This is a genomic window from Olavius algarvensis spirochete endosymbiont (assembly GCA_900608495.1).
Taxonomy (GTDB): domain Bacteria; phylum Spirochaetota; class Spirochaetia; order DSM-2461; family DSM-2461; genus UBA2779.
Genome location: UWYT01000231.1, coordinates 1 through 12,524, shown reverse-complemented (window position 1 = coordinate 12,524; position 12,524 = coordinate 1). Strand labels below are relative to the sequence as shown.

The 12,524-nt window shown below is 47.2% G+C and carries 12 protein-coding genes and 3 pseudogenes; 6 read left to right on the top strand and 9 right to left on the bottom strand.

Features of this window, described 5'->3' with window-relative positions:
- Positions 1 to 125: 125 nt before the first annotated feature.
- Entirely contained in the window at positions 126 to 422 is a 297-nt protein-coding gene (locus S1OALGB6SA_RS10280; protein ID WP_195910344.1) for a hypothetical protein, read from the bottom strand.
- Between the two features lie 120 nt (positions 423 to 542).
- Here S1OALGB6SA_RS10280 and S1OALGB6SA_RS10275 point away from each other — a divergent pair, with 120 nt between their 5' ends.
- The 4 genes from S1OALGB6SA_RS10275 to S1OALGB6SA_RS10940 all read left to right on the top strand — a co-directional run bounded on the left by S1OALGB6SA_RS10275 (position 543) and on the right by S1OALGB6SA_RS10940 (position 4,322).
- Positions 543 to 1,205: a ribonuclease H-like domain-containing protein gene (locus tag S1OALGB6SA_RS10275; protein ID WP_230204479.1), complete on the top strand. Its 663-nt coding sequence runs from the start codon at positions 543 to 545 to the stop codon at positions 1,203 to 1,205.
- Positions 1,206 to 1,251: 46 nt separating this feature from the next.
- On the top strand, positions 1,252 to 2,553 hold the full coding sequence (locus S1OALGB6SA_RS06705) for a DEAD/DEAH box helicase (protein ID WP_124032953.1): 1,302 nt from the start codon (positions 1,252 to 1,254) through the stop codon (positions 2,551 to 2,553).
- Positions 2,554 to 2,696: 143 nt separating this feature from the next.
- Positions 2,697 to 3,806 (top strand): Fic family protein, encoded by a 1,110-nt coding sequence (locus S1OALGB6SA_RS06700; RefSeq protein ID WP_124032952.1) that lies wholly within the window; start codon positions 2,697 to 2,699, stop codon positions 3,804 to 3,806.
- A 345-nt stretch (positions 3,807 to 4,151) separates the two neighbouring features.
- Entirely contained in the window at positions 4,152 to 4,322 is a 171-nt protein-coding gene (locus S1OALGB6SA_RS10940) for a glycoside hydrolase family protein (RefSeq protein ID WP_371686049.1), read from the top strand.
- Here the strand turns inward: S1OALGB6SA_RS10940 and S1OALGB6SA_RS06690 are convergent.
- From S1OALGB6SA_RS06690 to S1OALGB6SA_RS10675, 3 genes and pseudogenes are all read right to left on the bottom strand, one after another.
- A complete protein-coding gene (locus S1OALGB6SA_RS06690) occupies positions 4,301 to 5,029 on the bottom strand; it encodes a M48 family metallopeptidase (RefSeq protein ID WP_230204478.1) in 729 nt (242 codons plus the stop codon). The genes S1OALGB6SA_RS10940 and S1OALGB6SA_RS06690 overlap by 22 nt on opposite strands.
- Positions 5,019 to 6,524, bottom strand: a pseudogene (locus S1OALGB6SA_RS10680) (type I restriction enzyme subunit R domain-containing protein); the annotation flags it as partial. The gene S1OALGB6SA_RS06690 and the pseudogene S1OALGB6SA_RS10680, both read right to left, overlap by 11 nt.
- Before the next feature lie 255 nt (positions 6,525 to 6,779).
- Entirely contained in the window at positions 6,780 to 7,325 is a 546-nt protein-coding gene (locus tag S1OALGB6SA_RS10675; RefSeq protein WP_306766994.1) for a DEAD/DEAH box helicase family protein, read from the bottom strand.
- Positions 7,326 to 7,572: 247 nt separating this feature from the next.
- Here S1OALGB6SA_RS10675 and S1OALGB6SA_RS06680 point away from each other — a divergent pair, with 247 nt between their 5' ends.
- Positions 7,573 to 9,123: an AAA family ATPase gene (locus S1OALGB6SA_RS06680; RefSeq protein ID WP_124032951.1), complete on the top strand. Its 1,551-nt coding sequence runs from the start codon at positions 7,573 to 7,575 to the stop codon at positions 9,121 to 9,123.
- Between the two features lie 39 nt (positions 9,124 to 9,162).
- Here the strand turns inward: S1OALGB6SA_RS06680 and arsB are convergent, their stop codons facing one another.
- The 5 genes and pseudogenes from arsB to S1OALGB6SA_RS06655 all read right to left on the bottom strand — a co-directional run bounded on the left by arsB (position 9,163) and on the right by S1OALGB6SA_RS06655 (position 12,171).
- Positions 9,163 to 10,218, bottom strand: a complete 1,056-nt coding sequence (gene arsB / locus S1OALGB6SA_RS06675; protein ID WP_124032950.1) for an ACR3 family arsenite efflux transporter — start codon at positions 10,216 to 10,218, stop codon at positions 9,163 to 9,165.
- Positions 10,211 to 10,579, bottom strand: a pseudogene (locus S1OALGB6SA_RS06670) (arsenate reductase ArsC); the annotation flags it as partial. The pseudogene S1OALGB6SA_RS06670 and the gene arsB, both read right to left, overlap by 8 nt.
- A 197-nt stretch (positions 10,580 to 10,776) precedes the next feature.
- A pseudogene (locus S1OALGB6SA_RS10935) lies at positions 10,777 to 10,959 on the bottom strand (ArsR/SmtB family transcription factor); the annotation flags it as partial.
- Between the two features lie 547 nt (positions 10,960 to 11,506).
- A complete protein-coding gene (locus S1OALGB6SA_RS06660) occupies positions 11,507 to 11,713 on the bottom strand; it encodes a hypothetical protein (protein ID WP_124032947.1) in 207 nt (68 codons plus the stop codon).
- Positions 11,714 to 11,772: 59 nt separating this feature from the next.
- Positions 11,773 to 12,171: a VOC family protein gene (locus S1OALGB6SA_RS06655; protein WP_124032946.1), complete on the bottom strand. Its 399-nt coding sequence runs from the start codon at positions 12,169 to 12,171 to the stop codon at positions 11,773 to 11,775.
- Between the two features lie 16 nt (positions 12,172 to 12,187).
- Here S1OALGB6SA_RS06655 and S1OALGB6SA_RS06650 point away from each other — a divergent pair, with 16 nt between their 5' ends.
- Positions 12,188 to 12,397 carry a hypothetical protein gene (locus S1OALGB6SA_RS06650; protein WP_124032945.1) on the top strand — a complete coding sequence of 70 codons (210 nt, stop codon included), beginning with the start codon at positions 12,188 to 12,190 and terminating at the stop codon, positions 12,395 to 12,397.
- The last annotated feature ends 127 nt before the right edge of the window (positions 12,398 to 12,524 follow it).

Here is a 12,524-nt window from a genome sequence, read left to right as displayed (position 1 = left end):
GTTGCTTCTGATTGATGTGGTTATGAGGTAAATTGCGGGTGGTTCATGGCTTTGGTTCCTCTGCGTTGTTTTCGCCCTGAACGCTAGCGAGTTGTATAGTGCTGATTTTTTAACTGCCATCGTTTTTATCCTCTCAGCAATAAGGCAACGACAGATTCGCTACTCACTTTCAGCCCCTGCAAGTCGATCATCTTCAGCCTTGTGCCCAATATCCAGCGCTCCCAGACGACAGGCATCCGTACCGTCACCAAAATCCCAATCCAAGCCATATTCCTTGAGGCCGCGTTTTCAAAGCTTTCCTGCAGCATCATGAGGCTGCCACAGGCGAAGATAAGTGCCAGATTATCCCGTTTTCGCCGGGTAAGGCTTTCCCCGCATGCCTTGCCGGATGATGGTGATTTGTCCTTCGATGTGGAGGGCAACCTGCTTTGCCCGAACGGCTTGGAATACCTGTTTGGAGTCTATTATTTCAAGGATGGTGAGAAGCTGTTCAAGCTGTTCTGGGCGCATAACCACGTAAGAATGAGAAAGAAACCTTCTATATGGGCAAGCGGGCGGGTGCCGTGGCGACCGCTGCTGACAGCATCATCGTTTACAACGAGTGGCGCGAAACAGGTGCCGATGAATTGCTGCAAGAGATTTCTGATTACAACGAGGTGGATTGCGTTTCCACCCACTTGCTACGCGATTGGCTGCTGACCCTCAAGCCAGAAGATGCACCATGGTTTAAGGGCCTGCCTGAATATGCCGAAGAAGAAGAGCTACAGCGCAAAGACTGGGAAATCGAATATGAGGATTACCAAACCCGGCTTGGCGTGACCGAGGAAAACCCGCCGCCGATCAATGAGCGGCTATCGCATCTGCTGGAGTTTCATAACCGAGAAGCCAAACCGCAATGGTGGAGCAGCTTTGAGCGTCAGAACAAGTTTGAAGATGAGCTGATTGATGACACAGAGTGTCTTGGTGGCCTGCAACAAGTTGGCAGTCCCGAGCCTGAAAAACGTTCTCTAATATACGGCTACCGTTTTCCATCACAGGAATACAAGCTCAAGATCGGTGCTCAGGCCGTTGATATTGCGGTCATGGAAAATGCTAGCACGATAGTTGGATTGATGAGGATGCTTGCATCGTCAAAATCAAACGCGGAGCCAGCAAAGAGCCTCTGCCTGAGAGCCTGTCTATTGGCCCACCGGGAGACCGATTGACAGCAAGATTATCCGTTCAGCTATTTACCGCTATGCCGATCATGTATTGGAAGCGCCGGAAGGCACACATGCCGCTACCGAACTGTTGGCGCGAAACGTGCCGCGCATTCAGGGCAAGCAAGCAGGTGAAGCGGTGATCACCTCTGACGACCTGCAAGGCGATGCGCTGGAAGCCATTGCTGCGTTAGAAAATAGTTATCTCTTTATCCAAGGTCCTCCGGGTGCAGGTAAGACCTATACCAGCAGCCACATAATTGTCGACTTGATCAAGCGCGGCAAGAAAATCGGGGTTACCTCCAACTCGCACAAGGCCATTCATAACCTGTTGGAAAAGGTGGAAGCCGTTGTCGCTGAAAAAGGCGTGAACTTCCATGGCATCAAAAAGGCCAGTGGCGGCAACGAGGAAACCGTCTTTGACGGGCAGTTCATCCGCTCAGAAATAAAAACCGACAACATGAGCCTTGGTGCTGATCTGTTCGCTGGAACGGCTTGGACCTTTGCCAGCCCGCATTTTGATGGTCAGCTGGACTATCTGTTCATTGATGAGGCTGGACAAGTTGTCACTGCCAATGTGGTCGCCATGGCTACATCAATCAAGAACATCATTCTAGTGGGCGATCAGATGCAGCTTGGCCAACCCATCCAAGGCACCCATCCGGGCGAAGCTGGATTATCAGTGCTGGAATTCTTGCTGGGTGATCATTCCACCATCCCGGCTGAGCGCGGTATCTTCCTTGGTCAGACCCGCCGCATGCGCCCGAGCATCTGCCAGTTTATCTCTGATGCTTTTTACGATGGCCGCCTGACAGCCCATGAAAGCACCGCCGAGCGTAGCCTGAACCTACAAGGCGTTGATCTGCCTAATGAGGGGATTGTCATGATCCCGGCAGAGCATGAAGGCTGCTCACAAAAGAGCGTAGAAGAAGGCGAGATCATTAAAACCAAATATGATGCCTTGCTCGGTCAAGAGTTCACCGACCGTGATGGCAGCACACGCCGGATCACCGAGGATGATATTCTGGTGGTTACCCCATATAATGTGCAGGTCAATTATCTGCGCTCCATCCTACCGGAGAATGCGAAGGTTGGCACCGTTGATAAATTTCAAGGCCAAGAAGCGCCTATCGTGCTAATTTCCATGGTGACCTCCAGCGCCGAAGATTTGCCGCGCAATATCGAGTTTCTCTACAGCAAAAACCGTTTGAATGTTGCCGTATCCCGCGCACAGTGTTTGGCAGTAGTGGTCGCGAATCCAAAGCTGCTAGAAATTCCATGCGGCACTGTGGAGCAGATGAAGCTGGTCAATACATTCTGCTGGCTGGATGAGTATGTTCAAGCATCTGTCTGACCATATTGCTGACCTCGGCAAAATGGTTTTTGAAATCGAGATGCGGTGAATAATAGCCTTAATCACCGCATTAGGTGCGGTGATTAATCTTGACCTTGCGGTGAATAGCTCCTATAATCACCTTAAATAATGCGGTGATTAATATGTGGATTCATGAACATAAAAACTGGCCAAACTTTACATGGGATGCAGAAGCCCTTGCGTCCAAACTGGCCGATATTCGACATCGCCAAGGTCGTTTGCTTGGCCGCATGGAGAGCTTAGGCTTTGAACTTAAGCGTGAGGCTTCTCTGAGCACGCTCACCAATGACGTTGTTAAATCCTCGGCCATTGAAGGCGAGAACCTGAACCCGGAAGAAGTTCGTTCGTCTATTGCGCGCAGGCTCGGAATTGATATTGCCGGGCTTATTCCTGCAAGCCGTGACGTTGAAGGTATCGTGGAAATGATGCTGGATGCCACCCAGCAATTCTCTAAGCCGCTGACAAGGGATCGTTTGTTTGACTGGCACGCTGCATTGTTTCCAACGGGGCGCAGCGGCATGCACAAAATCACCGTTGGTGGTTGGCGTTCTATTGATGCAGGCCCCATGCAGGTTGTTTCTGGGCCTATCGGCAAAGAAAAAGTTCACTTTGAAGCTCCTAGTGCCGAGCGTCTTGAAAAAGAAATGCAGGCGTTTCTTACATGGTTTAGCAATGGCAATGGCATTGATCCAGTTATTAAGGCAGGCATTGCTCACCTTTGGTTTGTCACAATTCACCCCTTTGAAGATGGAAATGGACGGATTGCCCGAGCCATTGGCGATATGGCGCTTGCTCGTGCGGATAGCACACAAGACCGTTTTTACAGCCTTTCATCCCAAATTGAAGCAGAGCGGAAGCATTATTACGATCAGCTTGAGAAACAACAACGAGCCACTCCCGACATCACAAATTGGCTATCATGGTTTTTAGACTGCCTTGGCCGAGCCATTGGCAATGCCGAAACGACGCTTGGCAATGTGCTGTTCAAGGCACAGCTCTGGGATACGATCAATCAAAAGCCTGTAAATGATCGCCAGCGATTAATTATCAACCGTATGCTTGAAGATGATTTTGAAGGTTATATGAACACCTCGAAATACGCTAAACTGGCCAAGTGTTCGAACGATACAGCGCTTCGGGATATTCAGGAACTGAAGGAAAGAGGCATCTTTATTCAGAATCCCGGTGGCGGACGTAGTACTAGTTACAGGTTGCCAGACAGCGAAGGATGATGCGTTTCCAATGAAGGTAAAGCGGGATTCGAACCTGCGGTATGGTACCATACTTGATGAACTAAAGGACGCAATGCTACCCAGTATTTAGGGTGGAAACCGTCAGTACCGTAGCAACAAAATCCTTGCCTTTAGTGATTTTCAGGACGATTATTGTTGCAACTCAATGGTAGGTGTAGAGGATTCGATCTCAAAGGGGTTCAATACACCGCCACTAATTTTCAGCATTCTGACATCGCCTCTATAAAAGCACCCCGTTTTTTCTCATAATTTTCCTTAAAGCAGGACACGCAAGCTTGAGCTTCAGCGGATCGCCTGAAGAGCTGTTTAGTACTGCCTTGGGCGGTGGGGCGCGAGCAGCGCTCAACGTTGCGTCGCAAAATCAACCGCAAGAAACATGCAGAAGTGCCGGAGCAGTTCATGCGCTGGGCCTGGACTGGTGGCCGTAAACTAAAGGGACTTATCCGCCGCAGGGATGCAGGAAGCCAACTGTATCAGTATTTCCAATTTTCGTGAGCTAGGGGTGAGCGGTTCAGATTATTTCTGAAAGTTTGCCATTGCGGCATAATACGGTTCATGTGAGCTGCAAATTGCTCATTATGAGTGCGTTCTAGAAAATGAACCATCTCGTGCACAACGATGTATTCAAGGCAGTTAATTGGCTTTTTTATAAGCTCAAGGTTAAGCCATATCCTTCTATGAGCAGGATTGCAGCTTCCCCATTTTGTTTTCATTCTCTTAATGCCGCAGGAATGCACCTGCAGCTCTGATTTAATTTCCCACTTTCTAATAATATCGGGTAAAATTCGCTTCATTTCTTTGCGGTACCAAACAATGAGCAGCTTCTCACGTTGCTCTAGCCCAGTCTTTTCATTGATGCTCAAGACCAGCGTCTTTCTATTTTTAATCTCGATAAATGGGCGTTTTTCAGTATAGGCAATATCTAGCAAATATCTTCGCCCAAGATAGTAGTGGCTTTCCCCCGTAATCAGCTCTCTTGCGCTTTGCCTTGGTTGATTTTCAAATGATTTTATTTGGCGCTTGATCCAGCCAAATTTTGAGATCACCGCTAATTTGACAGCCTCATCGTCAATTATTTCTGGAACAGCAATTCTAATCCAGCCATCAGGTGGATATACTGCCAAGTGAAGGTTTTTAATTTTCTTTCGAACAATCTTTACAGGCAGTTCATTTACAGTAATCGTGCTCTCATCAGTATTCACTTTGATTTTTCACTATTTCAAAAACTCCATTCACCATAGTCTCAAGATTGTAAACAGCAGTTTCCTCATGTACACCGTCCAAATGAGATTGGTGATGCTCCATAAATACAGTTTTAATCGCCCTTTTTATTTCTTTTTTCTTAAAAGGCTTACCACGCCAACTGTCCTTTTTTGTTTCCAGTATTTTTCTATCTATCTCAATCGCTAATTTTTCATCTCTCCCGAGGTTGTCAAACAATGCTCTTTTAGCTGATGAGCTCAGGGATTTTGGGTAAGAACTATTTGTTTCCGGGCTCGAAACCTTTCCCGATAAATCGATAATCTTCTTGAGATAATCTTTATATTCAGTAGCTTGCTCTTTGCGCTCCCGAATAAGCGCATCAAGGAACTCTGACATTTTCTCGTAATATTTTGGGTTTACCGGCTGCTCGTCAATGATGACTTTCCGGATATTGTTCTCAATAGTTTCTGCAACTGCTTCTTCATTGTTTCGAATGCCTTCTGGCAATTCTTTGATAGCATCCTCTCCGCGCTCAACAAAAAGCTGGATAAGGCTGAGATTATCAAAAGCTGATACTTTCTGGCTTCCTTCTGCGCGTATGTATGAGTCAATCATATAGCGCATAGAAGGCTCGTAAACCTTCATATCGATGTAATCACCACTTGCCATTTTGACTTCTGTACGCACATTCAAAAAATATTGAACTTCGGCCTTTATCACCGCAATCTCCTCTGGCGAATAGTCAGCCTCAGCTATTTCGTTGGCTAATGCCCCATAAGCGTGCATGAAAGAGCCACTCTCTTTATATAGGGCCAGCCTGCGGGATTCATTTTTTTTCAATGCATCCTTATCAGATGTATCTGCTGCACAGAAATACTGAATATAGGCTGCTGTATCCTTCGGTGAGGCGACGTTTTCACAAAGAGCTTTTACCGTTTCGCGTGTTTCATCCAGACGCTCTTTTGCTTTGGCTAGGCGGTCTTCAAGCAACCCAGCAACATCTTCCTTATCGTATTTATCAAATGCACCCGAGGTGTAATTCTGTATTGAACTCTCCAAGCTGTTGAACAAGTCTTTATAGTCAATTATGTAGCCGTATTCCTTGTCGTCATCATCCAAGCGGTTGACGCGGCAGATAGCTTGGAAAAGTCCATGGTTTTGCATCTTCTTGTCGATGTAGAGATGAGTTGCCGATGGCGCGTCAAAGCCTGTCAGCAGTTTGTCGACAACAATGAGCAAACGCATTTGACCGGGGTTTTCGACAAACTTCTTTTTGACTTTTTTTTCAAATTCTTCGACGCGATTGACTGCTCGATCTGCAGGTTCATCAAAGAAGTCGGCCAGCATTCTGCGGTAAATATCGTACTGGTGCAGTTTCTCGGTGTAGCCTTCACCGCTTTCCTCATCCTTAATTTTTTGAGGGGAAGGTTTGTACGAGGTGACAACTGCACATTTACCAGAAAGATCAGTCTTATCGAAGAGTTCGTAAAATTTGCATGCCTGATAATGCTGCCAGAAACCAGAATGGCATTACCGCGACCATCAACGAAACGGCCCCGTGTTTCCATGTCCAACAGGATGTCGCTCACAATTTTTTCCAGGCGTGACTGAGAACTGAGAACCTTTTGCATGGTTCCCCATTTTTTCTTCAACTGCGCCCGAGCAAAATCGTTTAATCCCCTTGTTTTAGCTTCAAACCAAAGATCAATTTTGTCTTGAGACGTGATGTTTTGATCAATATCCCGCGCTTCATAGCGCAGATCCAAAACCACGCCATCTCATAACCGCTTCATCGAATTTATAGGTGTGAATGTATGGGCCAAAGACTTCAAGACTGGTTAGTTTATCATCTTTCAGTAACGGGGTGCCTGTAAAACCAGCGAATAACGCGTTTGGCAGAATCTTCTTCATGGCTGAGTGCAACTTGCCGGATTGTGTCCGGTGACACTCATCAACAAACACGTATATGTCGTCCTTCGTTTCGAAGTTGGACAACATGTTTTTCTGAATTTCCTCCACGAATTTATCGACATCTTCATCCGATAATTCGTCGTTATCTGAAACACCAAATTTATGCACAAGAGAGCAGATTAGCCATTTATCGGTTTTGTTCAGGGTATGAACAAGGTCTCTACCGCTGGCCGTACGATAAATATTTTCATCAACCCCACGGAAGACTTCTTCTATTTGTTCGTCCAGCTCAGCACGGTCTGTGATTATCAGGATACGGGAATTTTTTACATTCTCCCATATCCACTTGGTTAGCTGTAGGGAGTCAAGGCACTTACCCGGGATGATGCCGGGTTGTCAGTGCCTGAATTCCCGCTGGGTGCTCATTCCACCATTCCGGCTAAGCGTGGTATCTTCCCTGGTTAGACACGGCCCATGCGTCCAGGCATCTGCCGGTTTATCTCGAGGATGCTTTTTATGATGACCGCCTGTTCGCCCGCGAAAGCACCGCCGACCTGCACAATGTAAGGAATTGCGGTTATTCCCAGCCGAATAAGAAGACTGCTCGCAAAAAAGCGTCGAGGGAGGTGAAATGAAACTTGATTTGAATCCGCAATTCAAACAGGCCATCAGCCTGATGGAGGAAACCAGCCAAAACCTCTTTATTACGGGTAAAGCGGGAACAGGAAAATCCACACTTCTGGATTATTTTTGCAATAACACCAGGAAAAAGCCTGTTGTTTTGGCTCCAACCGGCGTGGCTGCGTTGAATGTCAAAGGCCAAACCATTCACCGCTTCTTCAATTTTTATATCGATGTGACGCCTGAGAAAATTCGCAGCAAAGATACAAAGCCACGTGAACCGGAACTGTACAAGAAGCTGAAAACCATCATCATCGATGAAGCATCTATGCTTCGGGCAGATTTACTGGATTGCATTGATGTTTTCTTACGCATGTATGGGCCGGATGCCACGCAAGCCTTTGGAGGTGTACAGATGGTTTTTGTCGGGGATTTATATCAACTGCCGCCAGTGGTTGGCAAGGAAGAACGCGATATCTTTCGCACACATTACGCCTCGCCCTATTTCTTCAGCGCCAAAGCATTGGAATCTGCGGCACTGGAGGTAGTAGAGCTGGAAACCGTCTATCGACAAAAAGATGAACAGTTTGTCAGCCTGCTGAACAAAATTCGCAATAATTCGGTGGAAGAAGCGGATATTGAAGAGCTGAACCAGCGCAACCTGCCGGATGCAGAAACGTCGGAAGAGGAAGCATTCACCATCAGCCTTACCACCACCAATGCCAAAGCCGATGAGGTTAATGAACATCATCTGAATGCCCTGGATGGCAAAATCCATTCCAGTAATGCGGAAGTGTATGGAGATTTCGGCAAGGAGTATTACCCGACCGCTACCAATCTGCAATACAAGGTAGGGGCACAGATTATGCTGCTCAACAACGACCAGAAAAAACGCTGGGTGAATGGCAGTGTCGGCATCATTGAAGCCGTGAAACGTAACGAGGACGACGAAGAATACTTGCGTGTCCGGTTGCATGATAGCGACGAGTTGGTGTCAATTATGCCCTTCATGTGGGAGGTTTATAAGTTTTCCGTTGAGGGCGGTGCGATTGTCTCTGAACCGGCAGGAAGTTTTACGCAATATCCTTTACGCCTGGCGTGGGCAGTAACCATTCACAAGAGTCAAGGCAAGACGTTCGATCACGTGGTGATCGATATAGGACGCGGCACCTTTGCCAGCGGTCAGACGTATGTCGCGCTTAGCCGCTGCACCTCTTTTGAGGGCATCCAGTTGAAAGTACCCATCAAAAAACAGCATATTAGAACAGATCCGCGCATCTATAATTTTCTGACATCACACGCTTATAAGAAAGCGGCAGAAACACTATCTTTTGATGAAAAGATAGAAATGATTGAGCAGGCTATTGACGAAGAAGCAAAGCTGGAAATCACCTATCTCAAGGCAAACGACACAAAATCAAAACGTGTTATTCTGCCATTGACGGTGGGAGAAGAGGAGTATCAAGGTAAGAAGTTTCCCGGCATGCTGGCCTATTGTACCAAACGGAATGAAGAACGCATGTTCAATGTGGCACGCATCCTTACTTTGAAAGAAGTGTGATTGATTTCCCTTTTTGTAAACTGAGCGGTTCGCATCAGTCTATGGATGGCAGAGTTTTTTTTCAAACTTGCGCTTAGTACAATTGGCCAGTGCTACCAGAGAGAGCATCACTGGCACCTCCACTAGCACGCCAACTACTGTAGCCAGAGCCGCGCCGGAGTTTAGCCCGAACAGGCTGATAGCCACGGCAACGGCCAGCTCGAAGAAGTTGGATGTGCCGATCAGCGCCGCAGGTGCAGCAGTGGAAAACGGCACACGCCACAGATAAGCCCAGCCATAGGCAATGATGAAGTTGCCATAACTCTGGATAAGCAAGGGTACGGCAATCAGGGCAATCACCAGTGGTTCATTCAGTATGGTTTGTGCCTGAAAGCCGAACAGCAGCACCACAGTGGCCAGCAGTCCCAGAATGGAGAATGGTTTTGCTTTCGCGGTGAATCGCTCGATGCGTTCATGGCTATGATTCCTGTTCAGCTTGCGACGCGTGATGTAACCCGCAGCAAGTGGAATAACAACGTACAGAACAACAGAAAGCAGTAAGGTTGCCCTCGGCACAACAATATTTGTCACGCCCAATAAAAAAGAAGCAATCGGTGCGAAGGCGAAAATCATGATGATGTCGTTGATCGACACTTGTATCAGCGTGTAGTTGGCATCGCCGCGTACCAGCTGGCTCCAAACGAATACCATCGCGGTGCATGGCGCAGCGCCGAGCAGGATCATCCCGGCAATGAATTCCTTGGCGGTTTCAGGCGAGACCAGCCTTGCAAACACATGCTCGAAGAACAGTATGCCAAGCGCGGCCATTGTGAAAGGTTTGATAAGCCAGTTAATGACCAGCGTGATGCATAGTCCCTTCGGTTTACGGCCGATATCTTTGATGCTGGCGAAATCGACATTAACCATCATTGGGTAAATCATTACCCAGATTAATACGGCCACCACGAAATTCACGCTGGCATATTCCAATCCGGCGATGGTCTGAAAGATGGAAGGTACGGCGATGCCAAGCCCAACGCCTGCGGCAATGCAGAGCGTTACCCAGAGGGAAAGGTAGCGTTCAAAAAAGCCAAGAGGAGAATGTACTTCAGTCATAATAATTCTTTTCAATGCGTTGTTTCGATAGATTGAAGGCTTCATCAAAGGTAACGTTGATTTCGCTTTCTGTGCCAGTTGCCCTGGCAGGGTAGGGGATGCTCCAGTGTAGCTTCTCATGCTTGCCGAGAAATGTCGGGCAGCTTTCGGCGGCGGCATCGCAGACGGTAATCATCACATCAAACTGCAGATTTGCAAATTCATCCCATGATTTACCTTCGTAAAAACCGTGGCGTTGCAACGTTTCGATGGATTTGGGATGCACATACCTTGCGGGATTGCTTCCGGTGCTGACAGCTTCATAACGGCCTGCACCAATTTCGTTGACAAGCGCCTCGGCCATGATGGAGCGACAGCTATTCCCAGTACAGACGTTTCATCATCGAGTCTTGAATATGCAGTCGTGTCATTTTTTGCCTCGCTGGTTGAGTTGCAGTCTGTATCGCATCTTTCTTCGAGGATGCAGCAATTTTCACGCAAGAGATAGCCGATCAACTCTTCAATGGATGTAGTGTTCGTCGCATAGATTATCAAGGAGCCTTGCTTTCGGGAGGTGATGAGCCCCACCTGCGTGAGGTGAGATAAATGAAAAGACAGCGTGTTATGCAGAATGCCCAGGCGATCGCTAATCGTTCCAGCAGCCGTACCGCTGCATCCATATTCAATAAGGAGTTTGAAAACCTTCAGCCGTATTTCCTGTGAAAACGCCGCAAAGACATTGACAGCGTGTTCTAAATCCATTCGTCCATAATAGTAGACATATTTAACTCGTCAAGGGATATCGATGCCGCAGGACATATCAGTGGCTTGCAAAAGGGATGTTGTAGCATTTTTCACTCTCGCCCATGCGATAACCGGAAACTTGAAATGTGCGTTTGAGCTTACTGCCCAGTTCCTGCTTTGTTCTTATCAGGCGATCAGTGGCGCCGGTATCTTGCCAGGAGAGATTCCCATTGACTGCGGTCGGCGAACGTAAGCAATGCTTGGGTGAATTGAATATCTATTCAGATAAAATTGGCTATTTGCGGGTATTTTTATGGTACCTGTCGGAGTTCAACAGCGAAAGCTTTGAAATAAATGTGTGTTTATGGATATATGCCCCATTTGCTTGGATATTTTGCGGATATAAGATGATCGCTTACATACCTCGCGTGAAAACTTTCTGGCGAAAGCCTTTTAATTCAAAAGGGTAAACCAGCCCGGCAGGGTGTGTGGATAGAAGCCTGTCAGATATTGAGAATGCGGTGGTTGAAACAGACGATCCAGTATGAGTGGTCAGGTTCCCGACTTATCCGGGTACTCCAGGTAATCCGGAGGGATACCTTGAAAAACCAGTTATCTTTTGGGCTATGCTTCCAGTATTGCGAGATAATTCATGCAATTCATTGGATAGACGTTCCATTTGATCGGATATTTTGCGCATTTGTAAACACATTTCGTTCATGATTTTGAAGTGAGTTTTTAAATTCTCTTCAATTTTCTTTTGATCGAGCATTTTTTCTCCTTAATCTAAGTTTATTCTATCCTGACTCTCAGCGTCCGGAAAACAGCAAACTAGGTTTTTTCATCAGCAACTGGTTGAAGAATGCTGTTTTGATTGCCTTCAGTGTCTGTGAATGAGATATATTTGCCAATCTTGGGAATAGTCATAGGTTCTCCTGCCACTTCACCACCAGACTCACTGATTCGATTCATAGCAGCCTGGATATCTTCAACTTCGATAACGAATGTGGGATATTGCATAGGCTTTTCCGGCTCTATGGGAAACAAGCCGCCTTGAATAGCGCCGCGAGGTTGATCAGGGCGTGCATCTTTTTCAGCCGTTGTTACAAGCAAGTAATGCCCCATCTCTTCTCCGAGAAGATTGGTTTTCCAGCCAAAGGCTCTTTCATAAAATTTTGCCGCGCGCTTGGCGTCACGGTAAGGCATTTCAAAATGCACAACTGGGTTCATGGCTTTCTCCTATCAATTGATTAATTACATTGTCGGGGCGCACAAACGGGGCGCACAAAACGACTCGATTTCGTTCTTTCTACACCAAAGCAGGGCTCCCCGTCAACCAGGTGCCCTGGCTGTGCTTATGCACAAAGGCAGAGCTTGGAATCCACCAGATACTGCTGGCAACGTTGATTCTGATGCGCGCTGTGGTGGTGTGCGCCAGTATTCCGACGTAAGCTAAGCAACAACTTTTTTACCAGATTTCAGTTTTCCTTTCTGAAACATGCGAATCACGCCATACTTCCCATCATACCCAGGCTGACAGCTCACTTTCCCTTGACGCAGGCGCGAAATGGCTTCGGCCAGGA

Bases quoted from the DNA above. Each gene is read 5' to 3' on its own strand.
- S1OALGB6SA_RS10275 (WP_230204479.1), top strand. From the start codon at position 543: ATGGGCAAGCGGGCGGGTGCCGTGGCGACCGCTGCTGACAGCATCATC.
- S1OALGB6SA_RS06700 (WP_124032952.1), top strand. From the start codon at position 2,697: ATGTGGATTCATGAACATAAAAACTGGCCAAACTTTACATGGGATGCA.
- S1OALGB6SA_RS06680 (WP_124032951.1), top strand. From the start codon at position 7,573: ATGAAACTTGATTTGAATCCGCAATTCAAACAGGCCATCAGCCTGATG.
- arsB (WP_124032950.1), bottom strand. From the start codon at position 10,218: ATGACTGAAGTACATTCTCCTCTTGGCTTTTTTGAACGCTACCTTTCC.
- S1OALGB6SA_RS06660 (WP_124032947.1), bottom strand. From the start codon at position 11,713: ATGCTCGATCAAAAGAAAATTGAAGAGAATTTAAAAACTCACTTCAAA.
- S1OALGB6SA_RS06655 (WP_124032946.1), bottom strand. From the start codon at position 12,171: ATGAACCCAGTTGTGCATTTTGAAATGCCTTACCGTGACGCCAAGCGC.